This window comes from Cupriavidus sp. FW305-F7, assembly GCF_058782875.1.
The window spans coordinates 35495-58941 of record NZ_JBYSYC010000045.1 but is presented as its reverse complement, the minus strand read 5'-3'; the positions used below and the strand labels follow the sequence as shown (position 1 = coordinate 58941).

Genomic DNA, 23447 nt, shown 5'->3' with positions numbered 1-23447 from the left:
CTTCCGAGAGGAGTATCGACGGCTTTGACAAAAGCAAAAAAAACCATCGCAGAACCATCGGCGGTGCCGGCGGGCGACCTGCCACCGACTGCTGCCGGCAATGGCGGAGGACGGCGCCGGATTCAGTCGGCTGACAAGGCAACGGAGGTTCTTCTTGCGCTTGTCGAGGCGGGTAAGGCGACACCCCTCCGAGATCTGGCGCGCGCCATCGGCATGCCAAACAGCCTCGCGCATCGCTATCTCGCGAGCCTAACGGCAAGCGGTCTCGCAGTACAGGATGAAGTCACTGGTCTCTACGACCTTGGGCCGACGGCGGTACGCATCGGCGCGTCCGCCCTCGCCCGTGTTGATCATCTGCGCCTCGCCAGCGAAGCGATGCCACAGCTAGTAGCCAGCACGGGATTGCCCGCCCTGCTGTGCGTGCTCGGCGATCGCGGCCCCACCATCGTTCGATGGGAGCGAAGCTATGTGCCGTTCATTACCACGCTATCGGTGGGCTCGACATTCCAATTAACGAACTCGGCCACGGGTCGCGTACTGCTCGCCTTCACCCCCGATCAGGTCAGGGATGACCTGATCGAGCTGGCCGTTTCGAAGAACCATGAACAGCCGCCAGTGAAGTTGCTTGAGCGTCTTTTGACGATCCGGCGAGTCGGATACGACGAAGCGGAATCGGTTCTCATCCCAGGACTGTCAGCCATGAGCGCGCCGATTCTCGATGTTCAGAACGAGGCAGTCGCGTGTCTGACGCTAATCGGCGCAAGCCCAGATGTCCGGCGCATCAAGACAAAGGCAATCAAAGCGCTGGTCGAGGCAAGCGTGAGTATCTCGCGGTCTTGCGGGAGCAACCTGTCGTTCGCCTCTTCATTGGCTGATCCGACAACATAAGCCTGATCTCCTGTATACCACCTGATCGTCTGCCAAAACCTGGCATCTAACTTGCGGGCGACGGTCGCAACACCGACCCGTGCGACCGCTCTTGTCGCGGCTTCAGTCACAAGAATTGGACCGGCCGACCGGCGGAGAAGGGAAGAGCCGACCAGATGGCGGCGGCAGGTCCTTGCCGGCGTCCGCGCTGCTCCGCCTCTCCAGTGATGAAAAAGTCCGTCGTCAGCAACGGCTCAAACATCCGGAAGCAGACCCCGGCGCCCTATCGACCTGTCCAATCGAAGCGAAACGGTTAGCTATTAGAGGCCGAAATCCGACAAGCCGGGGTGATCATCTGGACGACGACCGAGCGGCCAATGGAACTTCCGCTCTTCTTCCTTGATTGGCAAATCATTGATGCAAGCGTAGCGATTCACCATCAGACCGTCCTCGCCGAACTCCCAGTTCTCATTGCCATAGGACCGGAACCAGTTGCCTGAATCATCACGCCATTCGTAGGCGTAACGTACGGCGATCCTGTTATCCGTGAACGCCCACAGCTCCTTGATGAGACGGTACTCCAACTCCTTCGACCATTTACGCTCAAGAAACGCTCGGGCTTCATCGCGGCCGTTTGCGAATTCAGCACGGTTGCGCCATCGAGTATCCAGGCTGTACGCGAGGGACACTTTGGCAGCGTCGCGGGTGTTCCAGCCATCCTCGGCCAGGCGCACTTTCTTGATGGCGGATTCGCGTGTGAAAGGGGGAAGCGGCGGACGGAGTTCAGTGTTAGTCGACATGAAATCACCTCTGTGGTTGGTGGATGAAGACCCGATATCGGGCGAAGGGTTGATAAGAGCAGTGCTGCGGGTTTTCAAAAGCTTAGTGTCGCGATTAGCCCGTGCACAGGCAGATTCCTAATCCGCTTGCTTACGCCGCGAACGTGATGTAACCGCCCGAGTGCGTCATGATGTGCGCCCAACGCACGGCCGCGTACAGGCCTTCCGCGCACGCAAAGTCGCTACCGTCAATTGCGACGACCCACTGGTCTGCATTGAGGCGAACCGCCAGCCGTTGGTTGTCGACCAGATCGCTGTACCAGCGCCATGTGGCCAGGTTCGATTTATCCGCTTGCAACGCTTGATGAAGGAGGGTGACTTGGTGATGGGAATGGCGCATAACAGTCTCCTTGGGCCCATTTTGAGGTAGACAGGTCTGTATCTAAAAGATAGTAGAGACAGATCTGTCTGTCAAGGAAACTCATAGTCTCTAGTGCCCTTTACAGAGACAGGTCTGTTTGGAATACTCGAAACATCGATTTGGCCTAAAAGGTGGTCGAAATGTCACAGCCTTCCGCACGCGACCGGATCTTGGAAACTGCAGTGCGCTTGTTCTATCAGGAAGGGTTCCGTGCCACGGGGATCGACAAGATCATTGCCGAGTCAGGCGTCGCGAAGATGTCGCTTTATCGGCACTTTGTTTCCAAGGACGAACTCATTGCGGCGGTCCTGGACCGGCGTCACGAGTTCTGGATGCGCTGGTTTGTCAAAGAGGTGGAGGCTCGGTTTGGGCAGCGTGCCGAGCTGGCCGTCCTCGCAGAAGCCTTGGGTGAGTGGTTCGCCCAGGAAGACTTTCGTGGCTGCGCCTTCATCAATGTGGTAGCCGAAGCCGGATCGACGGGAGACCCTGGACACCTTCAGCAGGCCGTATCCCATAAGCGCTCATTGGAGCAGTACATTTCCGAGCTCGCTGGCCGCCTCGGGCTGCAGTCACCTGCCACCGTCGCCGCAGATGCGATGATCTGCATAGAAGGCATGATCGTGCGCTATCAGATGACGCACGATGCTAAGGTGATTGATTCTGGCAAGCGCGTTATGGCGCAAATCGAAGAAGGTGCCTCAGCAACCAGGCGCAGGGCCAAAGCAGCCTGACACTGATAAAACCAAAGCAAACGTACCGCGCCCGCGCAGGCTGCTTATGGCCCCATAGCAAATGGCCCGTACATTACAAACCTCACTTCGCCAAAGCGACATCTCTGCTCGCTTTGGCGGCAAAGAGTTCGTAATGGGACTTCCCCACACCGCGCTGCAGGGCGCACTCAGGGTGGCGCCAATCTGGGCGCCGAGGTGCTTCGGGTCGGCGGCGATGGTCCGCAGGGTGCTGCACACCCACGTAAGCGTAAAGGTCGGCGGCGTCCCGTCCAGCAACGACGGAGATATTGTGCTCGGCTGGGCTCTTGATGGGCACGGCATCCTGATCCGTTCCGAGTGGGACTTGGCAAAGTATCTGGAGAGCGGCCGCTTGCGAGTCGTCTTACCACAGTTCAAGCTGCCTTCGGCTGACCTCTTTGTCTACTATTCACAGCGCCGTAATCAGACAGCGCGCGCGCTTTCATCGACTTCCTGGTAAGCAAATTTCATAAGTCGCTTGAAGAGAAGGGATAGCGGGCGCCAGAGAACGGCCCTTTCGAGTTTGACGACCGCTAGGGGCTTACTTCGGCCACTCAAGCAACGCTCATGGAGCGGCTGCAACGGGTCGCGAAGAGACGACGGACAGAGGGGCGGAGATCCGCGACTTGCCGCACCGCCCTGCCCCCCCGATGACGAAGACCTCTCGCCGGCGACCGTACCCGGCAATTATGTCTAAACCCTGGTGTTGCGTGACGAAAACCGCGTGGACCCAGTCAGACCGCCGCCCGGCTCCAGGGTCGCGCTGTACGTCGCCTGACCGCGCTAGGCGTTCGACGCCCAATCGTCGTCGGTTGGCGCTAGGCCAATTAGATTGGCCGTCAGATAGGGGCCCAATTCGGGAAAGTCGGACAGCGGGGTTGGCATGCCTGCGGGCACCAGTGGGGCACGGTCATCGAAGATCGCGACGCTGGGCTCACCCGCCAGGCGCGACTGAAAATACAAGCCGTCGATCCGAGGAAATGCCGCATGCAATGCCGAACTCCACAGGTTCGGGCCAAGGTAGTCAGTGACCGAAAACACTCGAGCGTCCATGCCAAGGGCAGTCAGCGCACCGGTAAGATCAGCGAGCACGAGAGGCCGGCGATCGGCCACGGCGAGCCTGCAAACGCATCGGCTGCTCAGTTCATGCTCATCGAGCATTAGCGGCAGACGTTGTCCCTAGAAGGGCTCCCGGATGACCGCTTCGGCCATGCACGCAGCAAAGCTGGGAGCTGCATAGAGGACGCCGAACTCGCCGCCTGCCGCATCGAACCGGTAATGGGTCACGCCCGGCGCGCGGCGGTTGTAGTAAATAGGGTCCAGGTGCGCGCGATGGATCCGCCAGAGCGCTACCCTCTCGAGATCGAGCATCTTTGTGGCAAGTCGACGATCGGCCAGGTCGGCTGGCGGCAGCGGACAACCCAATTCTTCTGCGCTAAAGGTCATGCGGCGCCCTGCTCGTCGCGGTACCGCGCGTCGACGAGCCGCACAACGGCGTCTATCGGGGCCGCTGCGTCGGCGATGCAATCCGCCGGCGTGCGTCCCTCCAGGCCTTCTTGCGGGCGATGCAGAAAATTATGGATAACCCAACTGCTCGCTCCCGCAGCCACGAATGGTGCAAGCACAGCGACCAGCCGCTCGGAATCGACGTGGAACTGCCACGACGGATAGCGAAACCCTCGCTCGCGCCCCCCCGGCAGCACGAGGGCATAGAGGCGACCCGCCTGGCGGTCCTGGTTGATGGCGCGGTCCGAACGTCCCGCATAAAGCGCGGCGTCCTTAAGAGACAGGTTCTCCGGCTGTTCCCACTCCAGTGCGGCTGCCAGTCGACCACGCTCGCGCGCCTCCTGCAGCGGATCGGAATGTGCATCCCCGCCGGCATGTGCCACGGGCTCCCCGGCAGCCACAGAATGACGCTCGCGGAACGGACGATTCGGCATCGCAAAGATGCGAACGATCCTGCCAAGTGCAGCGTCCAGTTCGTGCTGGATCTCGACGGACAACGCGACCTCACGGGACGCGTCGTTGACGAGGGCCACAGCGGTCTCAACTAGCTCACGGGGCGTGGCGTGTTGCTGCTCGCGCGCTGCCGCAGAGGATGCCGCACGCCGAGCGCGGGCCCGGCTAATCGGAAGCTGAGCAGCTTCGAATCGGACGGGGCCGGCGGTGAGACGCGCGCGAAGAAAAATACGGCGGTGTATGGTCATGAATCCTGACGCCAACCTTCTGTAGCTCGTAGCGAGAGTCGGCGTATCGAAAGGGATACATCCCCCCGGCGCAGAGCTTGTAGACTTGGGGTGCGTGATAACGCTGATATACCTCTTAGATCACATTGCTCGTGACCGTAGCGCATCTCGCACGCGCCCAGGCTTGGCGAAAATCCCTCGCTAAGGGCGCTTCGCTTACCAGAGGCCAGGTTTTTTCCACGTGGCAGCAAAGCGGTAGGTCACCCTCGCCTATGCGACAGCGCGAGTTTGGGTCATCCAAGTGGCGACGATGCAAGCCAAAAATCATCAACGCTTGCTTCCAGAATTGAACAGCCCGCCAGCGTCACGCAAGCCGCGTGAACTGCCGGACTGATCAGGCATTGTCCGAACTCAAGACTCCCTACAACGCGCGCGTGGCTGCTCGTCAACATCCGCAGTGTCTGCGGAACTGTGCCGGTTGTGAAGGCGGTTGTGCATCGTCTCGCAGAGGATCAACATCATTGACGCAGGTTCCTCATCCGCGCCGGCTATGCCGGCTTCCGCGGCGCTGCGCAGATATACTTGCCGGGAGACGACGGCGACGATCACAATGATGGCGCCAATGCAGACGGCGTGGGCCACAAATTGAAGGTATCGTGCCATGGAAATCGCACCGGATAGCAGGAGGTGATTTGGTAGCGAGACGACACGAGGATGTCACAAGACGATGCCACGCCGTTGCAGGATTGACACGGCCTCCGTTTCGCCGCGGCGTGATGGAGAGCGCGTTGCGTGACACCACACTGCGATGCTGACGAAAATGTCCCCAAAAGCGATCGCGCCCCTCCCGGGCGGCCACTACTGGGCCACGCCGCATGCGCCCTTTCCGCTAGACGGCCCGAACGGCCATGACGAAGTCTTCCCTGGCGCCCACTGCCTCAGCGACGGCAAATGGGTCACCTTCTACAAGAACGGCGAAGAAGTATGGGCGTGCAATGCCATATACGCCTCCGCCCATTTCGACTTTGCTCCCCTTTCCAAGTCCTGCTCGACGACGGCGGATTGAGGGGCGAACGACTTCGACGGCTCCTGTCCAGGACTGCCCCACACATCGAAGATAATCATCGAGCAAACAGCAAAAAATCGCCCTACGGACGTTATGTTCAAATCTGGCATGCGTTCAACGCATGCGCTTTGGGCGATCCAGGCAGAGTCAATCATGGCGCACCGCCCTCCACTTTGATTGTCTACGCATTGCGTAGACATTTGAGGTCGCGTCGCTTCGCTGCCCGACGTCCGCGCTCGGATAAACCTCCGCGAAGCGAGTTACCGGTGACAAGGAGAGTTGTTCGCCGAACTCAGGTCGGGCGGCGTCAGTCGAACAGCAGCGCGGCATAGTTGCGGGCGCTGTGCAGCACGTGCAGTACGTCGATTCGCGCAGGCGGATCGCCCAGCACGCGGTAGAAGATCTGATAGTTGCCGTGTACGCGGTGCCGGATGCCTCGGTCCTCATAGCGGGGTACCAGCGGGAAGGCAAGCGGCATGTCTGCGAACGACAGGCACCGGTCGCGCAACTCCTGCACGAAGGAGAGCGCGCGACGCGGATTGTCGCGAGCAATATAGTCGGCGATGGCTTCGAGTTCGGCCTCGGCCAGCGGCGTCAGGCGAACGACGATCATGCGCCGCGCCCGGGCGCTCTGCCTGCCGCGGCGCGATATTTGGCCTCGAGGCGGTCGAACACGGTGGCTGCGTCGGTGCCGCGGCCCGCGTCTGCCTCGGCCAGGCTTTGCGCGAGCGCCGCGTCCAGCGCCGTCAGTTGCGCTTCGCGGTCTTGAATCAGACGCACGCCTTCGCGCAGTACTTCGCTCTTTGAGCCATAGCGGCCCGAAGCGACAAGTTCGGTCACGTAGCGCTCGAGTTGTTGTCCAAGGTCGGCACTGATCATATTTGCTCCTCTTCAGACAGGATTGGGCGCAAGGGCACGGCGAATGTCATGAAGTGTACCGTTCTTGATAATAGTTATCAAATTTCCAAGCGAAAAGTGGAATAAGGATGCACCTCAGACAGGGCTACCGGGAAGGCCCGGTTATCGTGCCTTATCGATCCAGAGATAGCGAAACGGCAACGTCAGTAGCCGGCCAGTTACTGCCGCTTGCCTTCACCGTCATGCGACCATTCGAGCGGCGGCTTCGTGTGACCATTGCGGTCAATGCGCTGCACCGACCCGGCTCAGGCTGCTGGCGTCACCCAGATCTTCTTGCGGTTCAGCAGTAGCGGAATGGCACCGATGGCAATGCCTCCTATACCGACGAAATTGGTGACCCAGTCGAAGGTCGGAATGCTGTAAAGCGCGATGAAGAAGAGGAAAAGTCCGCTTGCCGCCGGCCAGATAACGTGACTCACGGCAAGCCACAATCCACGCGCCAGCATTTTGCGGTAGTACCAGCCGCAGGCGAGCCCGGTCAGCCCAAGGTAGAAGCAGATCTGGAAGCCGATGGCTGTAATCGAATCCTGCAGGATGACGTTGATGGTTGGCAGGTAAGACGACACGAACAGCAGCGCGAGCCCCGTGATCCAGATGAAAAAGATAGCAATGTGTGGCGTCCGCCAACGCGGATGCAGACGCGCATAGCGAGGGTGGAGTGCGCCGTCGCGGCTCTTGGCAAAGAGTGTTCGCGTGAACTGCAGCATCTGCGTCTCGACCGTTCCCACCGTGCTCAGCAGTACCGCGATGATCGAGACGTAGCCCCAAGTCGGCCCGAAGAGCTTCTCCGCGATGGCGAAGATGATGTTCGTGTTGTAGTGCTGGATCTCGGCATCCGACAGGCCGAGCAGCGTGATGACGATGAAGACGAGGAAGAACACCATCAAGAATACCATCGACCAAAACGCGGCGCGACCCGGGATGTGGTTCGAGTCTCGCGTCTCCTCACTGAGGTTCATGGTCACGTCCCAGCCGTAGAAAAAGAAGATTGCCACCAATGCGCCGTTGGCGAACAGCTCGGGCGAGAACGCGAAGGGCCAGAACCAGACCAGTGAGAACGGGTGTTGCGGCGCAGGTGTGAACGTGAAGAAGCTCGCGACAATGATCGCGAGCAGGATGACGCCCTCGATGATCGTCATTAGCACCTGCACGTAGCTGGTGAGCTTGATGCCCTTGACGACCACCGCGCTGACAAACGTGAGCCACGCGGCGGCGATCAGCGTCACGTAGTGCACGTTATTCATCATTGGTCGATCAAAGATGAGTAGCGTGGCATTTGCCGCCGGAATCATGGCGGAAACCATGAACACGCAGCACAGTACGAGAAGCGCCCAGCCGGCAAAGAAGCCGAGCGCACGCCCGAATACCATGCTCACCCACGAATAGGAGGTACCGGCGCTCGCCAGCGCACGATTCATGTTGATAAACGCGTACGCGATGCCGAACATGATGAGCCCGCACACCAGGATACTTGCCGGTGACAACGTGCCAGCCGTCCCGATGATTGTGGAAGTCGTGATCTCGATGCTGTAGGCGGGCGCGGTGCCGGCGATGCCCATGATCACCGATTCGACGATGCCCAGCGAATCGGCGTTGAGCTTGGCGGGTTCGTCCATGGATGTGCGACTCGCGGTCACCATTGATGGCCCCAATTTTTGCTCCGTGCGTGATGTGCTGGCAAGCTTCATTGCGCCTCCAAGGCTGCCATTTCTTCAGCTCGCAAACCGATCAATGCGAACTGGCAGTAGAGATTGCGTTGCCGGAAAGACACCTCCAGTCGCCTCTAAGGCCGGCAATAAAGCCACGTATGACTTCATGGCAACGCCAGGCGTGTCAACGATAGGATCGCCAACTATCGCGCGCAGTTCACACAGCTGGACGTAATCATGGAGCAGGTGAAAAACACCGGCACTTACCTGACGCAGCAGTTCAGCGCGATGAGCTCCAGCGGTGAACGCACGGCATCCGCCTGGCAAACGCAGGCGGCGGGGGCCCGTTCTCGTGCTCCCGGACACCGGCCTCCTGACCCAGACGGACAAGTTCAACAGCATCCTAGAGGTGAAATGCGCCCCCCGCTCAGCGAGCGCGCGTGCCTGCCGTATCGAGCGAACCGGAGATCCAGTCCCGTGCCTCGCGGGACTGGGCCATCTGGAAGCTCCTGACATGGCCCGGCACCAGGAATCGAAAGATATCGGCGGCGTGACGGATCCAGTCGAGATCCGTTACCACCGCGATGCCCTCCCAGTGAAGGTAGCGCGTCACGCCCAGCCTGAAGTCATCCCACATGGCGCCGACCGCCATCCTGGCGAAGCCGGGTCCGAGTTCGTAGTAAATGCGTACCTTGTCGTGCCGTGCGATTGCCGCGTCGACGGCGGGCATCAGCACCTTCTCGTAGTCCTCCCGCGTAACCTCGCCGCTGGCGCTGACCGCGACGACGTTGTCTGGAAAGCCGTTCAGGATCTCGATCATGACTGCTTCCTCCCGCCAGTGGCCGCAGAAATTGTAACTACCTGCGGTGCCAGTTCCAGACCTCCCTCGTTTGTCTTTCCCGTCCCTCTCTCACCGTATATGCAGGGTCCGGTAGCGGCAAGACAGCTTACAAGATCCGTATGCACGTCCCGTACCACGGGGTTATCTCCTGTCTTGTCCAGGTGCGCTTCCAGCTACACCTCGGCTACAAGAAAAAGGTTGTCGAGCGGCGCTTCACGGCCTGCGCTCAGTTCGTGCCGCTCACGCCCGTGGCAGGTGGCGCGGACGGTGCAAACGGTGTGGCTGGTGCAACTGGTGCGGACCCGGCCATCGGCGCTGTAGCGTCGAGTTTCGCCGCGGGTGCTGCAGTGGCCGGTGATCCATTAGGCGCCCTCGACGTCGGCGAAGGCGACGGCGCCGCTGGAACCGGTGCCGGTTCCAGTGCAGGTGCTACAGCGGGCGGCTGCACCGGAACGGGCGGGGCGGGCGGCGTCGGCCCGGCGGGCGTCGTCATCTTCATCGGCTCGCCCGGATGCGTCGGCGCGGGCTCGGGCAGCGGCGCAACATGCGCCTTCTCCGCGGCCTTCACCGTCGCACGGTCGCGCCGTACCGGATCGACCTTCAGAAAATGGTCGACCAGATTGAAGAAGCGCTCGTAGAACACGCCGGCCGGAATTGTCTCGCTCGCAATTTTGACCATCGAGTCGCTGCCCGAGCCGATCGGCAATGACAGCGAGCCGAGCACGCTCAGGCCGACGCTGGCCGACGTGCTGGTCTTCTTCAGCGCGTAGCGGTCTTGTACCGCGTTCACATAGGCGGTGCTCGACGTGCCATCTGCGTTCGCGTCCGCGCAGACGACGTGAAAGGCGATCACGACGTGCGTGTCGTTGCTCGGTTGGAAATTCTTGCTGCCATCGATCGTATCGGGATGGGGCGAACTCGACACATAACCCTGGCTCAGCAGCGCCCGGCGCGCGGCTTCACAAGTCGCGTCGGAATTGGCCTTGAACGTGCGCGCGTATGGGCTTGTCGCTGTGTCGAACTGCTCCTGCTGATAGAGCGGCGTCGGCGCCGGCGCCGAACTCAAACTGCATGCCGACGAGACGGTGGCAATCGCGCACAAAACGGACAACTGGCGGAATCGGTGGAGCATGACGTCAATCAAAAGCGCACGGCCGTTTGACGCGCCGCGAGGCGCGGTCGGGACGATGCCGCCGCATGTGCCGTGTAATTATCATCTGGTCGCGTTTGTGGCGACGCAATCTCGCTTGGCCGGGCCGTCAATATAGATTCTTCTGTTGACCGGGGGTTCCGAGCGCACGCGCGCGGACTTCCGCGTGGTGGTCGCCACCGGAATGAGTTGGCAGAGCGGATCCGTCCGACTCTACGCGGCTGGCTTCAGTACAAACTTTAAGCGCGATTTCGCTGGGTCGCTCCTCGCCGGCTGCTCACTGTCTCTGGCCGACCCATTGCGCCGCTCGAACAGGACCTATCTCTGTTTATCGCTCGCCTGCCCTTTCAGGCCTTCAAATCGGAACGAAAGCACCATTTGTGGTTCGCCATTGCCGGGCGTTACGTGGCAGGCGGCGGCACGCCAGGATGGCCACCGCCGCCGTCAGAGATTCTTTAAGCCATCGGCCCGGGCCGAACATTTTGGTTCAGACGAAAAAAGTTGGCCGGGTCATATTTGTTCTTGATCTCGACGAGCCTTTGGTAGTTCTCCCCCATAGGCGGCCCCTACTCTGTCCTCTCCCTCATCGCCCAGATTATTCGCATAAACCCCGCCCGTCGAGAACGGCCGGATAGCGTCCCACGCTTCACGCGCCCACCGTACATTCGCTTCATCGTCTGCCGGATCGTCCCAGATCGAGATGGGGTGGAAGTCGTAGAGCGCATCGCGGTTTACGTAACGTGTCTCCGCCCTCGGAACCCGGGCAATCGCCCCCCAACCTGCTGCAAAATCAGCAGTGGCCTCGCGGAACATTTCGGCCATCGCGTCATCGTGGTGTCGATCTTTCATTAGTTAGCCCTCCGTTGCCAGTCTTGCCAATACGCGCAAGCACGGTCAATGTCAGCGCTCTGCGTGCGCTGTCTGGCGCGGGCAAGAGGGCTACAGACTTTCCTGGTCGACAAATCGGCCTAGCGTACGTAGTGCTGGCAGCAGCACTTCATCCGCATAAGGGCAGCCGGTAAGGCCCGGATCGGTCTGGCCCGACTTCCTCGCTTCATCCGGCGCGTGGGGACAACGTTATCGAACCTTATCGCCGCGCCTTGGTCCAGTCGGCAAGGGCCGACCGCCTTGCGGCTGACGGAAGTCGCTTCCAGGCCAGGGGACTAAACCGCTCGCGCGGTAACCCTCCGGCCAAGCGCGAAGTGACTCAACCGCCAGCGCTGTTTCCTATGTTGAGGACCGAGGCAATTCGCCTCGAGCCTCGACAGGAGCACAGCCATGTCAGTCGCGACGCCTACCATCAGCCCGCTACGCCAGCGCATGATCGAAGACATGCGGATGCGCAAGCTTGCGGATCAGACCCAGACCCAATACATCCGGGCTCTGTCGCTGTAAGGGAGCGAGGACAAGAAGACGCCGGTTTGGAAAGCGCGGGCTGACCCGCGCCGGCGGACAGCATCAATCGGGATGTACACTCACGTTCGCGATCGATGGGGCATCTTCTATGATCAGCCAATTTTGCCGAATGAGCGCCAGGCCGGCGCAGCGATTGAGGGCGTGATCCGACAAGGCGGCTCGGAAGACGTAGCGCAACTTGCGATGGATACGCACGGCTTCACAGATTTCGCGATGAGTCTGTCACGGCTGTTGGGCTTCGATCTCTGTCCGCGACTGTCCCACCTGCGCGACAGACGTCTGCATATTCCCAGGCATCATAATGTGCCTGGCGAACTGGCTGCCGTCATCGATGCAGATGTTCGATTGAGCCTCATTGAGTCCGCCTGGGACGAGCTGGTGCGGATTGCGGCGTCCGTGCAAAGCGGGCAATGCACTGCAGTTCAGGCACTCTCGCGCTTTGGGGTGGCGGCGCGCGGACAGGCAGTCTATGAGGCCGGCATGCACCTCGGACGGTTGTTTCGTACGATCTTCCTGATCGACTATTTTACGAATACCGCATTTCGCCATGAGATGCAGCACGTGCTGAACCGCGGAGAAGCGGTGCACATTCTCCAGCGGGCGATCCATTCCGGCAAGATACCGATCGAGTTGGCGCGCCATGACGCGTCGCTGGCGGCAGTGTCATCGGCCTTGACCTTGCTATCCAATTCAGTCATGGCTTGGAATACGATGCACATGCAACGCGGCTGGGACATCTTCGAGAGGATCAGCAGCGAGACGACTCGATCTGAGGACCTTCGGCATATCGGTCCCACCCATCTCGAGGGGATCAATCTGCGGGGCACTTTTGAGTTTCCCATCGCGCGCTATGCGCATCGGCTCATGCCCACCGCGGCGTTCCAGTCGGACTCGCCGTCGCAGTGGCGTACGGCATAACCATTTTGCGTTGAAAGCGGCTCAGCGGTCTGTACAGAAGACCTGATACCTCTGGGTCCGCGATAGCCGCTCCAGGCGGCATACATCTCGCCCTCCGGCGAGCACTTGGCGTCATCCGTTCGTCGACTCCGACTCGGCTTTTAGGAGGCTGACCGCCCTTCCCCTACCGTCAAGTCCATGCTGCGATCGGTATCTGTGGATTTGATTTTATGTGGATTTCTTGTTGGCACCAGCCGAAAACCCGCATGAATGCTTGGGCCTGCTACCCCGGAAAATTGCATCGAAAACAAAGGGAGACCTACGTGGCGACCCAACAGGCGCGCCATAAAGCACCTGTCGAGTTTGCTAGTCAGAATGGGGGCGGACCGGCCGCGCCCGCCAACCTGTCGTTCAGTACAAGAGTTCGATTAGGAAACGCTCGGGCTTCTTGCCAATCCACGCGGGAGCCCTACCGCGCCCCGACCAGGTCTGGCCCGTCTTGGGGTTGCGGTACCTCGGAGGCGGCGCGGCCTTCGTCTTGCTCGGAACAGCGCGGGCAGCGGGCTTAACACTGGGCTTGCCCGCAATGTCCTCAATGCTGAGGTCGTACTCCTGCATCAACTGCTGAATCTCCTTCACGACCTTTGGCACTTCCGCGGCTCGCAACTGCTCAAGTTGCGCATTGACAGATGCCAGTTGAGCGAGCAGTGAGGATTGGGACGGGCTTTCGGTTGCGGTAGGCGCTTTTTGCCCCTGTCGCGGCTTCCGGGTTTGCGTCTTCTTAGTCGGCGCTTCCGGGGGAGCCTCCACTCCAGGCAGTGTTATCTGCTTCGGCCCGCGCTTCCGGGTTGGAGTCTCTTTAGTCGTGACTTCCGGAGCGGCAACTTCGGCTCGGGTTTTCGGCTTCCGACCGCGCTTCGGGGTTCGCCTCCCTTCCGGCACGGCTTCCGGAGCGGCAGTTTCGGTGAGCGCTTTCGGCTTCCGACCGCGCTTCGGGGCCCGCGTCTTTTCAGGCGCAGCTTCCGGAGCTGGGGCGTAAAGCGGTGCGACCGGGGCGGCCGTTTCGGTCAGTTCGTCCTGGACGGCAGCTTCCATCGGTTCTTCCGTGGCCAGGACTTCAACCGGAGCTTCGGCCACGGCTTCAGTGGTCGCTTCCGAGGGCATGGCTTCAATGGGCGCTTCCGGCGCGTCAGATTCAGTCAACGCTTCCGAGGCGGCGGCTTCCAGCGATTCTTCCGATGCCACCTCTTCCGTTGAAGCGTCCGGGGCTGCGTAAGGCCGCCGGCGCCGATATGACACGGTCGCCGTCGGGCCGCTATCCCGGCTTGTCGACCAGAAGTCCAAGCGTCGGGCCTGAGTGTCAACGCTGCCACCACCGACGCATGCACCACTGGATTCACCAATGACGGGACCCGCGTCGCGCATCGCCTCAGCGATGGGAAGCTCCATCTGACCAAATCCGTCCGTCGCATTGCTCGCGACAAGGGGTTCAACCACTTGCTCTGGGGCCAATTCGTTCTCCTTCATTGAAGTCACTGCAGGTGCAGACGCTTCCTAATCCCATGGACGGTGAGACCTTGTCTCTTGCGTGTCGTTCGCTTCTCGCCTGCGCCAATCCTTCCTTACGAATTCTCGCGCCCAATTAACGCCGTACGACTTCGGGACCTTTCTACCGACTCGTCGTATTCGACGTCCTCGGGCTCGGCGTAATAGAGAGACTGGAAGGTCTCGTCGGCTTCCCTCGGCCGCTCGCAGCAAGGCTGACCAGGTCCCTTCTATCGAAAATGTCGATCCTTTCGCAAGTGATTGACTCACAAAGAATTTGGGGGCGCGACCGTATCAAATGCATCAGCGCCCGATGTCAACTCTAGACTGGCCGCCTGCCACACGAAGCACGTTGCCCTCTGGCGTCATCTGCCGCGGAATGTCGTTGAATGTCGGCTTGCCCGGCCTTGCCGCTGTGGCCGGCCGTAACGTTGATACTTCCGCCACTCGACGCGTCCGGCCGGTTGCAAGAGGACCCACACGACTTTTCTTCGGTTTGCGTGCCGATGGCTTTGGGGGTTTCGCGGCCGAACGGCGCACCTCCGGTGGGTTCCAAACTTCTATGTAGCGCTCGCCGGCCAGCGCCGAGGTTGCCAGTATCATCGTTACCAGGCCGACCAGTAGCTCTTTGGACAATCTCGTCTCCGCATTGTGTTGTCGCGACCGGAGCGAGTCCCGCTTTTGGCCGCGGCGTATTCTCGCACACCGTCCCTGAGCCCAACGCGGGGGGCCGTCGAACGCGACCGTCTGTTGGTGCCCGACCGGAGACCGTCCGTTCAACCCGAGGCAGCCCCGGCGCGCGCGGTTGGAGCGGGCTGTGGCCACGACGCGCACGGCAGGACGGACGCCGGCTGGCGATGCGAGCCTCCAGCCGAGCGTGCGACCGACGACGCCGGGCTTCATCGCAGCGTGCCTGCCGCCCAACCGATGCGCCAGTTCGGCGCACCCCGCGTCGCGGGCCATCCGGCGATCCGCACGCCGGATCAGCTTGCCGAGAAGTTTGCCCTCCTCGGGGCTGGCCTCAGGGTCCAGATCCCAGCTCAGGCTTTCCCGGCGGCGCAACGCTGGAAAGGGGCAGCCGTGCCACAAGTGCCACTTGGCGCCATGCAGTGTCTTGATCAATGCGGTATTGCTGGGGCCATCGCTATGTGCCGGCCGGCCCTTGATCAGCTCGAGGAGTTCATTGTCTACCTCGACAACAACCGACACTTCATCGTTAACTACGGTGACCGCTATCGGCATGGGGAGTCCATTGCATCAGGTTTTGTCGAGTCGGCCGTCAATCAGGTGGTCAGCAAGCGGTTCGTCAAACGGCAGCAGATGGCCTGGCGGCCTCGGAACGCGCACAATCTGCTGCAAATCAGGACTGCCGTACTCAATAACCAGCTCCGGTCTTACGTTGAACGATGGTATCCGTCCATCGCCCGGGACGAAAACCACCGCCTTGCCGCTTAGTCGGCCCCCGTTTTGGCGCGGTCTCTCATCTGCTCGAGATTCTGTACCCGCATGGCGATGTGGAACCAATCGAGAACGTAGTCACCGCGGTCACCAAAGCCGAGCTGGGCAAACCGTACGGTATCCCCGCCGTCCGACAAGAAGGTGACCGGCTGACTGGGTTGCACACCTTCTTGTTGCAGGAAGTTCCACATACGATCGGCCGGTCGGCGCTCCAGCTTGTGCACGTAGCCAAAGCTATGGCCGGCATCTTGATCCCGTAGGGACTTCCCGACGATCACTTCAAATCAGCCATCCTGGCGGCGCCGGTGGCCAGCCCGCCGCAGGTAGCCGCCATCAGTGCCGACCGCGCGGATCGGACTGGGCTCGGCGATCTGAGGCGAGCGGACGCTCGCCACCTCCGCCTGCTGCCGGGCGTCGGTGGCCTGTTCCGCTTCTAGTCGGCGACCGAGCGTGGTGACCTGGCGCCGGATTGAGCTGGCTGCCAGCACATGCTCCAGCGGCAATACCTCTTGCAGAACGTTGATGGTCAGGCCATACGACATCAACGCTGCAAACTTGACCTCGAGATACTGCAGTTCTGGGCTGACCCGCTCGGGCAAGCAGTTGGCGACCGGCCTGAAGGTGGGGGCGTCGCCTTGGCACCGCCGGCAGGGGTACAGCCTGGGACTGTCGATCGACAGTCGCCCGAACGCGCTACGAAATACCAGGTGATGGTGGCCCTTGCAAGCCAACTGCGCCCCGCACGTGGGACACACGCTGGTCCGGGCAACTGCCTCGGCAACCTGTGCCGCAACCATCGTGCGCTGCAGCCGACCCAGCAATGATTTCGCCTCCGCTAGGTGCAGCCCCAGCGAGCCCACATCGAGGCGGTCTCTCTCGAACTGGGCGATTTCGGTGACGGTGGCTGGCACGCCTCCATCGTCCTGCACTACGACTTACAAGCTGATACGCATGGCCGCCCTCCTCCCGTGGAAGCTGCGGCGACCAGTCTACCCCTCGAACTCTCGCAACCGATCATTGACGGTCTGACGGTCAAAGCGACGATCCAGCCAAGTCAGCCACCGGTCGACCTCGTCGCGTAGGTCTTCCAACACGATAGGCCGCTCGCGCAGCGACTCGATCCACTCGAGGAATTCATATTCACTGTGTTCGTCCCTTGCCTCCAGATACCTCTCGATCCCGCCAATGTCCTCGGGTGGGCAAGGCCCGCAACCCGCCACGCAACGGGGCAACTGGCCAGGCCGTTGCCGCAGCATACGCCGCTCCATCCGTATCTCGTGGCGCCACCACGCGTTGAAGTCATACACGTAGACAAAGCCTTCGTGTTCGCGGAGATGAAACGCGGTCAGCGGCAGTTCGTTTGCGACTGTGCAGAACTGCAAGACGCCCTCATGAGCTTCGCCGTAACGCTTGCCACGAATGCTGAACGTGTGCAGATGTTCGTCGGCCCGGCCCATGACGACCTGGATGACATGATGCAATTGCCCGAGCGTCCCATGCTCTGGAACGAGCACGCGACGCCAGACCGCGGGCTCAGGCCGCGCAGAGCAATGCGAAGTTGAAGGACGGAGATCGCCGGCCCAGGATCAGAAGTCATGCGCGCATTGTAGGTGCCTCATTGGCCTCTCAGTTGAGGTCCAGGTCGTCAGCCCCCGTTTTGGCCCGGTCTCCTACCCCAGCATCAAGGCACTGTCCGGGCCCCCTTCCCTCATGGTCTACGGCGGCTGCGCGGCCCAGATCATCAGTGCTGCCGCACCAGGCTGCCTCCGAATAGGCCGCGCCCCATCCCTGCTGCGGCCTGCGTTGTGACTGGGTTCAGAGGGGGCAATGCGCGCGTGCCCCGTGCGCAGCAAGCCGGTAACACCGTTAAGTTTCGGTTGTGAGTGATAAGTCGAATACGCATGACATGCATATATAACGTTGGGATTTTTATTGACTCCAATATTAACAGCGTTATAATTTGTCGCTCGCCCTGGCATGACGGTGCTCTACCTGCCAGGGCCCAAAGTGATCAGGACACCTAGCGGACAACGTCCGCTCAAGGCGCGAGGCCGCAGTGCGACCCCATTCGCCACAGTGCAAACATTCATCCCTGACCAAGTATTCGATGGAAAAGACAATCATCACTTGCGCACTGACGGGAACCGAAGACTCGCCGCGGCTGAACCCCGCGGTGCCAGTGACGCCGGGGGAACTCGCGGCAGGCAACGCGGATCTGGTCAAACACGCTGCCAGCACCATCAAAAGCATCGGCGGGAAAGTGGCAACCTCCGATCAGGCACGTTCCATCCTCGTCCTCCAACCTCGATGATCGGGCCGGCGGGCGGCGCCAGGCGTCGTCCCAACTGGCTGGAAAGGATCCATGACATGACTGCAGTCAACGCAAGCGTAGTGCCGACCTCCGCAGGTCGTGAGCAGCAGGAGTCCCGGGCCCAGGCGTGGGGTTTTACTGCGCTGCTGGTTTTTCTCTTCGTCATCAACGCGGCGGACAAGGCCGTGCTGGGGCTTGTTGCCCAACCCCTCGCAAAGGAGCTTCATCTCACCGCGTCTCAGATCGGCCTGGTCGGAAGCGCCTTTTTTCTCTCCTATGCGATCGGCGGTTTCCTCGCAGGCCCCGTCAATCACTGGATTCCAGTGCGCTACTCGCTGGTTGTGCTGGCTGTCGTGTGGGCAGCCTGCATGCTTCCGCTGCTGCTGGTTGCGAATTTCGGCGTATTGCTGATCAGCCGCATCGCGCTGGGGTTGAGCGAAGGACCGGCCAGCGCGCTTATCTACACCGGGGTGTATTCGTGGCATCCCGTGGAGAAGCGGGGTCTGCCCGGAGCATTCGTCGCAGGGGCTATATCCATCGCCAAGATCGTCCTGGCGCCAGCGCTGACCGTTGTCATTGTGGCCTGGGGTTGGCGGGCCGCCTTCCTGGTACTCGCCGCCGTCGGCGTGGTGTGGTGTGCCATCTGGCTTTTCACCTGGCGTGATGGTCCGTATGGTGAGCAGCGCGAAGGAAAACGCCCCGGAGTTGGCGACAAAGTGCAACAACCCGGGGTCCGCTGGACTGTGATCTTCTGCACTCCCACCTTCCTCGGTGCCCTCGCGGCGGTGTTTGCCATGTATGCCGTGCTAACGATGATGCTGACCTGGCTGCCATCGTATTTCGAAATGGGTCTTGGCTACTCCAGGCTGCAGGCAGGGGCCATGTTCGGGTTTCCCAGCATCGCCGCGCTGATCGCCATGTTGCTGTCGACGCTGGTCAGTGACCGGTTGATCGCTCGGCGCGCAAGTACGCGCATCTTGCGCGGTGTGCTGCCCGCCATCGGTCTGCTGCTCTGCGGCGTGGCTCTGGTCGCACTTCCCTACGTCAAGGACCCCGCGCTCGCTGTACTGGTTGTCTCCGTCGGGTACGGTATGGGAACGATCGTCTTCCCCCTTCTGAACGCCGCGATCTCGCAGATCGCTCCGCCGCGGCAGATGGCAGGTACGCTGGGCGTCTTCCTGGCCATGATGTCACTTGCGGGCGGGCTCGGGCCCTACCTAACAGGCAGGCTTGTCGACGCGTCATCGGCCGCCGCCGGCTTCACACTGGCCTTCCAGATCTTCGGCGCGCTATCGCTGGTATGCGCCGTGATTGCCCTGCTGACAGTCAACCCCACGCGGGACGCCGCTCGCATCAATGGCAAGTTGTGAAGACGGGAGCCATGCCATGGAGAATCCAGCGATTTTATTTAGCCCTTTGGCGACCTTTACTCTGGCGGGAGTCGGCGTCGATGCCGCTGAAGATCTCCATTCTGTCGAGCGTCGTCCTCACGACGGACGGCGACAAGATGTGGTGCAACAAGTACTCCGCTTAGGAGCGCCTGTCGTCCACCATGCAGCGCATTGTCGAGGTTCTGAGATACACGTCCAGCTGCTCCAGCACGCATCCGGCAGCGGGCCGCAAGTCGCGGTAGATGGGTCACCCAGACAACGCCGTGTGCATAGAGCACATAACGGAACCGAGAGCCGTCCACTGCTCGACTTCCTGGGCGAGCACTCCACCACGTCGGAAAACGTTTGCCGCCACATGTGGCAGGAAGTCAATGCGCTGATGTGGGACAACCGCAGCACCATGCTACGCGGTGCACGACTACGGCCCCGCCGAGTATGTGCTCAGCCGGTTGACGCTGGAAGGCGAAATCCCCGCGTAATGCGCCCCGCTTGACCTCGTGCCGGGCAGACAGCCTGGCACGCCCCCCTGATCCGAGGCGGCCACTGCACGACTGGCTATTGGCGCCACGGGGACATATGGAGAATCGCCATGCAGATCGGAATCCCGACTGAGATCCGGCCGGGAGAGGCACGTGTTGCCGCGACACCGGAGATCGTCAAGAAATACATCGCCCAAGGCCACCACGTCATCGTGCAAAGCGGTGCCGGCACGCGTGCTAGCCTGCCCGACGCCGACTATGAGGCCGTCGGCGCCCGCATCGGCACCGCCGCCGACGCGTTCGGCGCCGCGCTGGTGCTGAAGGTGCGTGGCCCGGAGCCTGCGGAACTGGCCGCGATGAAGCCCGGCACCGCGCTGGTCGGCATGCTCAATCCCTTCGACACCGAGAACAAGGCACGCATGGCGGCCGCCGGCATCACCGCCTTCTCGCTGGAAGCCGCGCCGCGCACCTCGCGTGCACAGAGCATGGACGTGCTGTCGTCGCAGGCCAATATCGCCGGCTACAAGGCCGTGCTGGTGGCCGCGCACCACTATCAGCGCTTCATGCCGATGCTAATGACCGCCGCCGGCACCGTGAAGGCCGCACGCGTGCTGATCCTGGGAGCAGGCGTGGCCGGCCTGCAAGCCATCGCCACGGCCAAGCGCCTGGGCGCGGTGATCGAGGCTTCGGACGTGCGTCCGTCCGTCAAGGAGCAGATCGAATCTCTCGGCGGCAAGTTCCTGGACGTGCCATTCGTCACCGATGAAGAACGCGAGATCGCGCAGGGCGTCGGCGGCTATGCCCGCCCCATGCCGCCCGACTGGATGCGCCGCCAGGCCGAACTGGTTCACCGACGTGCCATCGAAGCCGACATCGTCATCACCACCGCGCTGATTCCCGGCCGCAAGGCGCCGGTGCTGCTGCAGGAAGCCACCGTGCAGCAGATGAAGCCGGGCTCGGTGGTCGTGGACCTGGCTGCCGCGCAGGGTGGCAACTGCCCGTTGACGGTGGCAGATGAAGTGGTCGAGCGGCACGGCGTAACCCTCGTTGGCTACACCAACCTCCCTTCAATGGTTGCTGCCGATGCGTCGGCGCTGTATGCGCGAAATGTGCTCGATTTCCTGAAGTTGATCATCGACAAGGAGGGCAAGCTCGTAATTGACAAGCAGGATGACATCGTGGCGGCTTGTTTGATGACTGGGCAGGAAGAAGCTGCACTGGCCAGCTAATCGACGCAGTGGCCTCCCGCCTCGCGCAGGAATGGAGGGGGAGCAAACAAGAGGAAATTAGGAAACCTCAATGGAAATGATCAATCACACGGTGATCAACCTGATCATCTTCGTGCTGGCGATCTACGTCGGCTACCACGTGGTCTGGACGGTCACGCCAGCCCTGCACACTCCGCTAATGGCGGTGACCAACGCGATCTCGGCCATCGTCATCGTCGGCGCCATGCTGGCCGCCGGCCTGACCGAAGACGCGACCGGCCGCGTGATGGGCACGCTGGCCGTGGCGCTGGCCGCCGTCAACGTGTTCGGCGGCTTCCTGGTGACCCAGCGCATGCTGGAGATGTTCAAGAAGAAAGAGCCGAAGGCCAAGGCCAGTGCCAAGGAGGCTGCGTGATGACCGAACTCGTCAGCATGAACCTTGTCACCCTACTCTACCTGATCGCCTCGGTCTGCTTCATCCAGGCGCTCAAGGGGCTTTCGCACCCGGCTTCGGCCCGCAAGGGCAATGCCTTCGGCATGATCGGCATGGCCATTGCCGTGGTCACGACGCTGGCGCTGATCATCAAGCTCAAGAACGAGTTCCTCGCGGCCGGCACGGCTCAGTCCTCGGTCGAGTCGGGCCTGGCGCTGATCTTCGGCGCGCTAGTTGTGGGCGGCGGCATCGGCGCCTATGTGGCGAAGAAGGTCGAGATGACCAAGATGCCCGAGCTGGTCGCGGCCATGCACTCGCTGATCGGTCTCGCGGCGGTGTTCATCGCGGTGGCTGCGGTGGCCGAACCGTCGGCCTTCGGCATCGCGCCGGCGGGCTCGCATGAGATTCCGACGGGCAACCGCATCGAACTGTTCATCGGCTGCTTCGTCGGCGCCATCACGTTCTCGGGTTCAGTGATCGCTTTCGGCAAGCTGGCCGGGCGCTACAAGTTCCGCCTGTTCCAGGGCGCGCCGGTGGTGTTCGCGGGGCAGCACATGCTGAACCTGGCGCTGGCCGTGGCGATGGTCGGCTTTGGCATTGCGTTCTTCCTGACGCAGGAATGGCTGCCGTTCCTCCTGATGCTGGCCATCGCCTTCGTGCTCGGCGTGCTGATTATCATTCCGATCGGCGGTGCCGACATGCCCGTCGTGGTGTCGATGCTGAACTCATACTCGGGCTGGGCGGCAGCCGGTATCGGCTTCTCGCTGAACAACCCGATGCTGATCATCGCCGGCTCGCTGGTGGGTTCGTCCGGTGCGATCCTCTCGTACATCATGTGCAAGGCGATGAACCGCTCATTCTTCAACGTGATCCTGGGCGGCTTCGGCGGCGACGCGGCCGCGGCCGGCGCGGCCGGGGCGCAGGCCCAGCGCAACGTGAAGTCGGGCTCCGCTGACGATGCGGCCTTCCTGATGGGCAATGCCGAGACCGTGATCATCGTGCCGGGCTATGGTCTGGCGGTGGCGCGCGCTCAGCACGCCCTGAAGGAGCTGACCGAGAAGCTGCACGAGAAGGGCGTGACCGTGAAGTACGCGATCCACCCCGTGGCGGGCCGCATGCCGGGCCACATGAACGTGCTGCTGGCCGAAGCCGAGGTGCCGTACGACATGGTCTTCGAGATGGAAGACATCAACAGCGAGTTCGGCCAGGCCGACGTGGTGCTGGTGCTCGGCGCCAACGACGTGGTGAACCCGGCGGCCAAGACCGATCCGAAGTCGCCGATCGCCGGCATGCCGATCCTGGAGGCGTACAAGGCCAAGACCATCATCGTCAACAAGCGTTCGATGGCGGCCGGTTACGCCGGCCTGGACAATGAGCTGTTCTACATGGACAAGACCATGATGGTGTTCGGCGACGCCAAGAAGGTGGTCGAGGAAATGTTCAAGGCGATCTGACACCCAAACACGGGCGATGGTACGTTCTGATCGCAGGATGACCATTCATGCAAGCGACAGTGCAAGCCACCGCCCCTCCCGCCCCTTGTGCCTGCCGATTTCCGGCGGCCCAAAGATCCATGTCGACCACCGGACAATCCGGATCGCGATATCAACGTCGGCAAGTACCCGCAGGCACACTCGCCACGCTGCGGCGCGGCCAGTCCGCCCTGAACCTGGCGCTCAGTTG

At 61.6% G+C, this 23447-nt stretch carries 22 protein-coding genes and 7 pseudogenes; 13 read left to right on the top strand and 16 right to left on the bottom strand.

Going from position 1 to position 23447, the window contains the following annotated elements; all coding sequences use genetic code 11:
* Positions 1-24: 24 nt before the first annotated feature.
* Positions 25-888: an IclR family transcriptional regulator gene (locus AC3WL8_RS31630; protein WP_492379617.1), complete on the top strand. Its 864-nt coding sequence runs from the start codon at positions 25-27 to the stop codon at positions 886-888.
* Positions 889-1187: 299 nt separating this feature from the next.
* Here the strand turns inward: AC3WL8_RS31630 and AC3WL8_RS31625 are convergent, their stop codons facing one another.
* Entirely contained in the window at positions 1188-1667 is a 480-nt protein-coding gene (locus AC3WL8_RS31625) for a nuclear transport factor 2 family protein (RefSeq protein ID WP_492379616.1), read from the bottom strand.
* A 130-nt stretch (positions 1668-1797) separates the two neighbouring features.
* Entirely contained in the window at positions 1798-2046 is a 249-nt protein-coding gene (locus AC3WL8_RS31620; RefSeq protein ID WP_492379615.1) for a hypothetical protein, read from the bottom strand.
* 161 nt (positions 2047-2207) lie between these two features.
* Between AC3WL8_RS31620 and AC3WL8_RS31615 the strand changes: the two genes are divergently transcribed.
* From AC3WL8_RS31615 to AC3WL8_RS31605, 3 genes and pseudogenes are all read left to right on the top strand, one after another.
* Positions 2208-2798: a TetR/AcrR family transcriptional regulator gene (locus AC3WL8_RS31615; protein ID WP_492379614.1), complete on the top strand. Its 591-nt coding sequence runs from the start codon at positions 2208-2210 to the stop codon at positions 2796-2798.
* Positions 2799-2859: 61 nt separating this feature from the next.
* A pseudogene (locus tag AC3WL8_RS31610) lies at positions 2860-3018 on the top strand (diguanylate cyclase domain-containing protein); the annotation flags it as partial.
* A 24-nt stretch (positions 3019-3042) separates the two neighbouring features.
* Positions 3043-3311, top strand: a pseudogene (locus tag AC3WL8_RS31605) (LysR substrate-binding domain-containing protein); the annotation flags it as partial.
* 288 nt (positions 3312-3599) lie between these two features.
* On the opposite strand, the gene AC3WL8_RS31600 reads toward AC3WL8_RS31605, so the two are convergent.
* From AC3WL8_RS31600 to AC3WL8_RS31590, 3 genes are read right to left on the bottom strand one after another with little or no spacing between them, the layout of a single operon-like run.
* Positions 3600-3977 (bottom strand): hypothetical protein, encoded by a 378-nt coding sequence (locus tag AC3WL8_RS31600; RefSeq protein ID WP_492379613.1) that lies wholly within the window; start codon positions 3975-3977, stop codon positions 3600-3602.
* An 18-nt stretch (positions 3978-3995) separates the two neighbouring features.
* On the bottom strand, positions 3996-4262 hold the full coding sequence (locus AC3WL8_RS31595) for an RES domain-containing protein (protein ID WP_492379612.1): 267 nt from the start codon (positions 4260-4262) through the stop codon (positions 3996-3998).
* A complete protein-coding gene (locus AC3WL8_RS31590) occupies positions 4259-4855 on the bottom strand; it encodes a hypothetical protein (RefSeq protein ID WP_492379611.1) in 597 nt (198 codons plus the stop codon). The genes AC3WL8_RS31595 and AC3WL8_RS31590 overlap by 4 nt, the downstream gene beginning before the upstream one ends.
* Positions 4856-5810: 955 nt before the next feature.
* Here AC3WL8_RS31590 and AC3WL8_RS31585 point away from each other — a divergent pair.
* Positions 5811-6068: a hypothetical protein gene (locus tag AC3WL8_RS31585; RefSeq protein WP_492379610.1), complete on the top strand. Its 258-nt coding sequence runs from the start codon at positions 5811-5813 to the stop codon at positions 6066-6068.
* Positions 6069-6375: 307 nt separating this feature from the next.
* Here the strand turns inward: AC3WL8_RS31585 and AC3WL8_RS31580 are convergent, their stop codons facing one another.
* The 7 genes from AC3WL8_RS31580 to AC3WL8_RS31550 all read right to left on the bottom strand — a co-directional run bounded on the left by AC3WL8_RS31580 (position 6376) and on the right by AC3WL8_RS31550 (position 11475).
* The gene (locus AC3WL8_RS31580) at positions 6376-6681 is read right to left on the bottom strand and encodes a type II toxin-antitoxin system RelE/ParE family toxin (RefSeq protein WP_492379609.1); all 306 of its coding nucleotides are present in this window, start codon (positions 6679-6681) and stop codon (positions 6376-6378) included.
* Complete coding sequence (locus AC3WL8_RS31575; protein ID WP_211983340.1) at positions 6678-6947, bottom strand: type II toxin-antitoxin system ParD family antitoxin; 270 nt, start codon at positions 6945-6947, stop codon at positions 6678-6680. The genes AC3WL8_RS31580 and AC3WL8_RS31575 overlap by 4 nt, the downstream gene beginning before the upstream one ends.
* Positions 6948-7231: 284 nt before the next feature.
* A complete protein-coding gene (locus AC3WL8_RS31570; protein WP_492379608.1) occupies positions 7232-8602 on the bottom strand; it encodes an APC family permease in 1371 nt (456 codons plus the stop codon).
* A gap of 460 nt (positions 8603-9062) precedes the next feature.
* Positions 9063-9455: a SpoIIAA family protein gene (locus AC3WL8_RS31565; RefSeq protein ID WP_114136426.1), complete on the bottom strand. Its 393-nt coding sequence runs from the start codon at positions 9453-9455 to the stop codon at positions 9063-9065.
* A gap of 247 nt (positions 9456-9702) precedes the next feature.
* Positions 9703-10608, bottom strand: coding sequence for a DUF2242 domain-containing protein (locus AC3WL8_RS31560; RefSeq protein WP_492379607.1), 906 nt, complete (start codon positions 10606-10608; stop codon positions 9703-9705).
* A 473-nt stretch (positions 10609-11081) separates the two neighbouring features.
* Complete coding sequence (locus AC3WL8_RS31555; protein WP_492379606.1) at positions 11082-11183, bottom strand: BBE domain-containing protein; 102 nt, start codon at positions 11181-11183, stop codon at positions 11082-11084.
* Entirely contained in the window at positions 11137-11475 is a 339-nt protein-coding gene (locus AC3WL8_RS31550; RefSeq protein WP_492379626.1) for a hypothetical protein, read from the bottom strand. The genes AC3WL8_RS31555 and AC3WL8_RS31550 overlap by 47 nt, the downstream gene beginning before the upstream one ends.
* A gap of 570 nt (positions 11476-12045) precedes the next feature.
* Between AC3WL8_RS31550 and AC3WL8_RS31545 the strand changes: the two are divergent.
* A pseudogene (locus AC3WL8_RS31545) lies at positions 12046-12960 on the top strand (Tn3 family transposase); the annotation flags it as partial.
* A 390-nt stretch (positions 12961-13350) separates the two neighbouring features.
* On the opposite strand, the gene AC3WL8_RS31540 reads toward AC3WL8_RS31545, so the two are convergent.
* Positions 13351-14466: an H-NS histone family protein gene (locus AC3WL8_RS31540; protein ID WP_492379605.1), complete on the bottom strand. Its 1116-nt coding sequence runs from the start codon at positions 14464-14466 to the stop codon at positions 13351-13353.
* 1179 nt (positions 14467-15645) lie between these two features.
* Here AC3WL8_RS31540 and AC3WL8_RS31535 point away from each other — a divergent pair.
* Positions 15646-15939, top strand: a pseudogene (locus tag AC3WL8_RS31535) (ISKra4-like element ISBte1 family transposase); the annotation flags it as partial.
* A 26-nt stretch (positions 15940-15965) separates the two neighbouring features.
* Here the strand turns inward: AC3WL8_RS31535 and AC3WL8_RS31530 are convergent.
* From AC3WL8_RS31530 to AC3WL8_RS31520, 3 pseudogenes are all read right to left on the bottom strand, one after another.
* Positions 15966-16301, bottom strand: a pseudogene (locus AC3WL8_RS31530) (ISKra4-like element ISBte1 family transposase); the annotation flags it as partial.
* A 65-nt stretch (positions 16302-16366) separates the two neighbouring features.
* Positions 16367-16871, bottom strand: a pseudogene (locus AC3WL8_RS31525) (ISKra4-like element ISBte1 family transposase); the annotation flags it as partial.
* Positions 16872-16931: 60 nt separating this feature from the next.
* Positions 16932-17465 (bottom strand): annotated as a pseudogene (locus AC3WL8_RS31520) (plasmid pRiA4b ORF-3 family protein); the annotation flags it as partial.
* 584 nt (positions 17466-18049) lie between these two features.
* Here AC3WL8_RS31520 and AC3WL8_RS31515 point away from each other — a divergent pair.
* The 6 genes from AC3WL8_RS31515 to AC3WL8_RS31490 all read left to right on the top strand — a co-directional run bounded on the left by AC3WL8_RS31515 (position 18050) and on the right by AC3WL8_RS31490 (position 23218).
* Positions 18050-18253: a 3-keto-5-aminohexanoate cleavage protein gene (locus AC3WL8_RS31515; protein WP_492379604.1), complete on the top strand. Its 204-nt coding sequence runs from the start codon at positions 18050-18052 to the stop codon at positions 18251-18253.
* 56 nt (positions 18254-18309) lie between these two features.
* Complete coding sequence (locus tag AC3WL8_RS31510; protein WP_492379603.1) at positions 18310-19623, top strand: MFS transporter; 1314 nt, start codon at positions 18310-18312, stop codon at positions 19621-19623.
* Positions 19610-20137 (top strand): TauD/TfdA family dioxygenase, encoded by a 528-nt coding sequence (locus AC3WL8_RS31505; RefSeq protein ID WP_492379602.1) that lies wholly within the window; start codon positions 19610-19612, stop codon positions 20135-20137. Before AC3WL8_RS31510 ends, AC3WL8_RS31505 begins: the two co-directional genes overlap by 14 nt.
* A gap of 96 nt (positions 20138-20233) precedes the next feature.
* Positions 20234-21352 carry a Re/Si-specific NAD(P)(+) transhydrogenase subunit alpha gene (locus AC3WL8_RS31500; RefSeq protein WP_492379601.1) on the top strand — a complete coding sequence of 373 codons (1119 nt, stop codon included), beginning with the start codon at positions 20234-20236 and terminating at the stop codon, positions 21350-21352.
* A gap of 70 nt (positions 21353-21422) precedes the next feature.
* Positions 21423-21746, top strand: a complete 324-nt coding sequence (locus AC3WL8_RS31495; protein WP_492379600.1) for an NAD(P) transhydrogenase subunit alpha part 2 — start codon at positions 21423-21425, stop codon at positions 21744-21746.
* The gene (locus AC3WL8_RS31490; protein WP_492379599.1) at positions 21746-23218 is read left to right on the top strand and encodes an NAD(P)(+) transhydrogenase (Re/Si-specific) subunit beta; all 1473 of its coding nucleotides are present in this window, start codon (positions 21746-21748) and stop codon (positions 23216-23218) included. Before AC3WL8_RS31495 ends, AC3WL8_RS31490 begins: the two co-directional genes overlap by 1 nt.
* Positions 23219-23447 lie beyond the last annotated feature (229 nt).

Coding starts and splice junctions, on each gene's coding strand:
- AC3WL8_RS31625 (WP_492379616.1), bottom strand. CDS start 1,667: ATGTCGACTAACACTGAACTCCGTCCGCCGCTTCCCCCTTTCACACGC.
- AC3WL8_RS31620 (WP_492379615.1), bottom strand. CDS start 2,046: ATGCGCCATTCCCATCACCAAGTCACCCTCCTTCATCAAGCGTTGCAA.
- AC3WL8_RS31615 (WP_492379614.1), top strand. CDS start 2,208: ATGTCACAGCCTTCCGCACGCGACCGGATCTTGGAAACTGCAGTGCGC.
- AC3WL8_RS31600 (WP_492379613.1), bottom strand. CDS start 3,977: ATGCTCGATGAGCATGAACTGAGCAGCCGATGCGTTTGCAGGCTCGCC.
- AC3WL8_RS31595 (WP_492379612.1), bottom strand. CDS start 4,262: ATGACCTTTAGCGCAGAAGAATTGGGTTGTCCGCTGCCGCCAGCCGAC.
- AC3WL8_RS31585 (WP_492379610.1), top strand. CDS start 5,811: ATGCTGACGAAAATGTCCCCAAAAGCGATCGCGCCCCTCCCGGGCGGC.
- AC3WL8_RS31580 (WP_492379609.1), bottom strand. CDS start 6,681: ATGATCGTCGTTCGCCTGACGCCGCTGGCCGAGGCCGAACTCGAAGCC.
- AC3WL8_RS31575 (WP_211983340.1), bottom strand. CDS start 6,947: ATGATCAGTGCCGACCTTGGACAACAACTCGAGCGCTACGTGACCGAA.
- AC3WL8_RS31570 (WP_492379608.1), bottom strand. CDS start 8,602: ATGGACGAACCCGCCAAGCTCAACGCCGATTCGCTGGGCATCGTCGAA.
- AC3WL8_RS31565 (WP_114136426.1), bottom strand. CDS start 9,455: ATGATCGAGATCCTGAACGGCTTTCCAGACAACGTCGTCGCGGTCAGC.
- AC3WL8_RS31560 (WP_492379607.1), bottom strand. CDS start 10,608: ATGCTCCACCGATTCCGCCAGTTGTCCGTTTTGTGCGCGATTGCCACC.
- AC3WL8_RS31555 (WP_492379606.1), bottom strand. CDS start 11,183: ATGGGGGAGAACTACCAAAGGCTCGTCGAGATCAAGAACAAATATGAC.
- AC3WL8_RS31550 (WP_492379626.1), bottom strand. CDS start 11,475: ATGAAAGATCGACACCACGATGACGCGATGGCCGAAATGTTCCGCGAG.
- AC3WL8_RS31540 (WP_492379605.1), bottom strand. CDS start 14,466: ATGAAGGAGAACGAATTGGCCCCAGAGCAAGTGGTTGAACCCCTTGTC.
- AC3WL8_RS31515 (WP_492379604.1), top strand. CDS start 18,050: ATGGAAAAGACAATCATCACTTGCGCACTGACGGGAACCGAAGACTCG.
- AC3WL8_RS31510 (WP_492379603.1), top strand. CDS start 18,310: ATGACTGCAGTCAACGCAAGCGTAGTGCCGACCTCCGCAGGTCGTGAG.
- AC3WL8_RS31505 (WP_492379602.1), top strand. CDS start 19,610: ATGGCAAGTTGTGAAGACGGGAGCCATGCCATGGAGAATCCAGCGATT.
- AC3WL8_RS31500 (WP_492379601.1), top strand. CDS start 20,234: ATGCAGATCGGAATCCCGACTGAGATCCGGCCGGGAGAGGCACGTGTT.
- AC3WL8_RS31495 (WP_492379600.1), top strand. CDS start 21,423: ATGGAAATGATCAATCACACGGTGATCAACCTGATCATCTTCGTGCTG.
- AC3WL8_RS31490 (WP_492379599.1), top strand. CDS start 21,746: ATGACCGAACTCGTCAGCATGAACCTTGTCACCCTACTCTACCTGATC.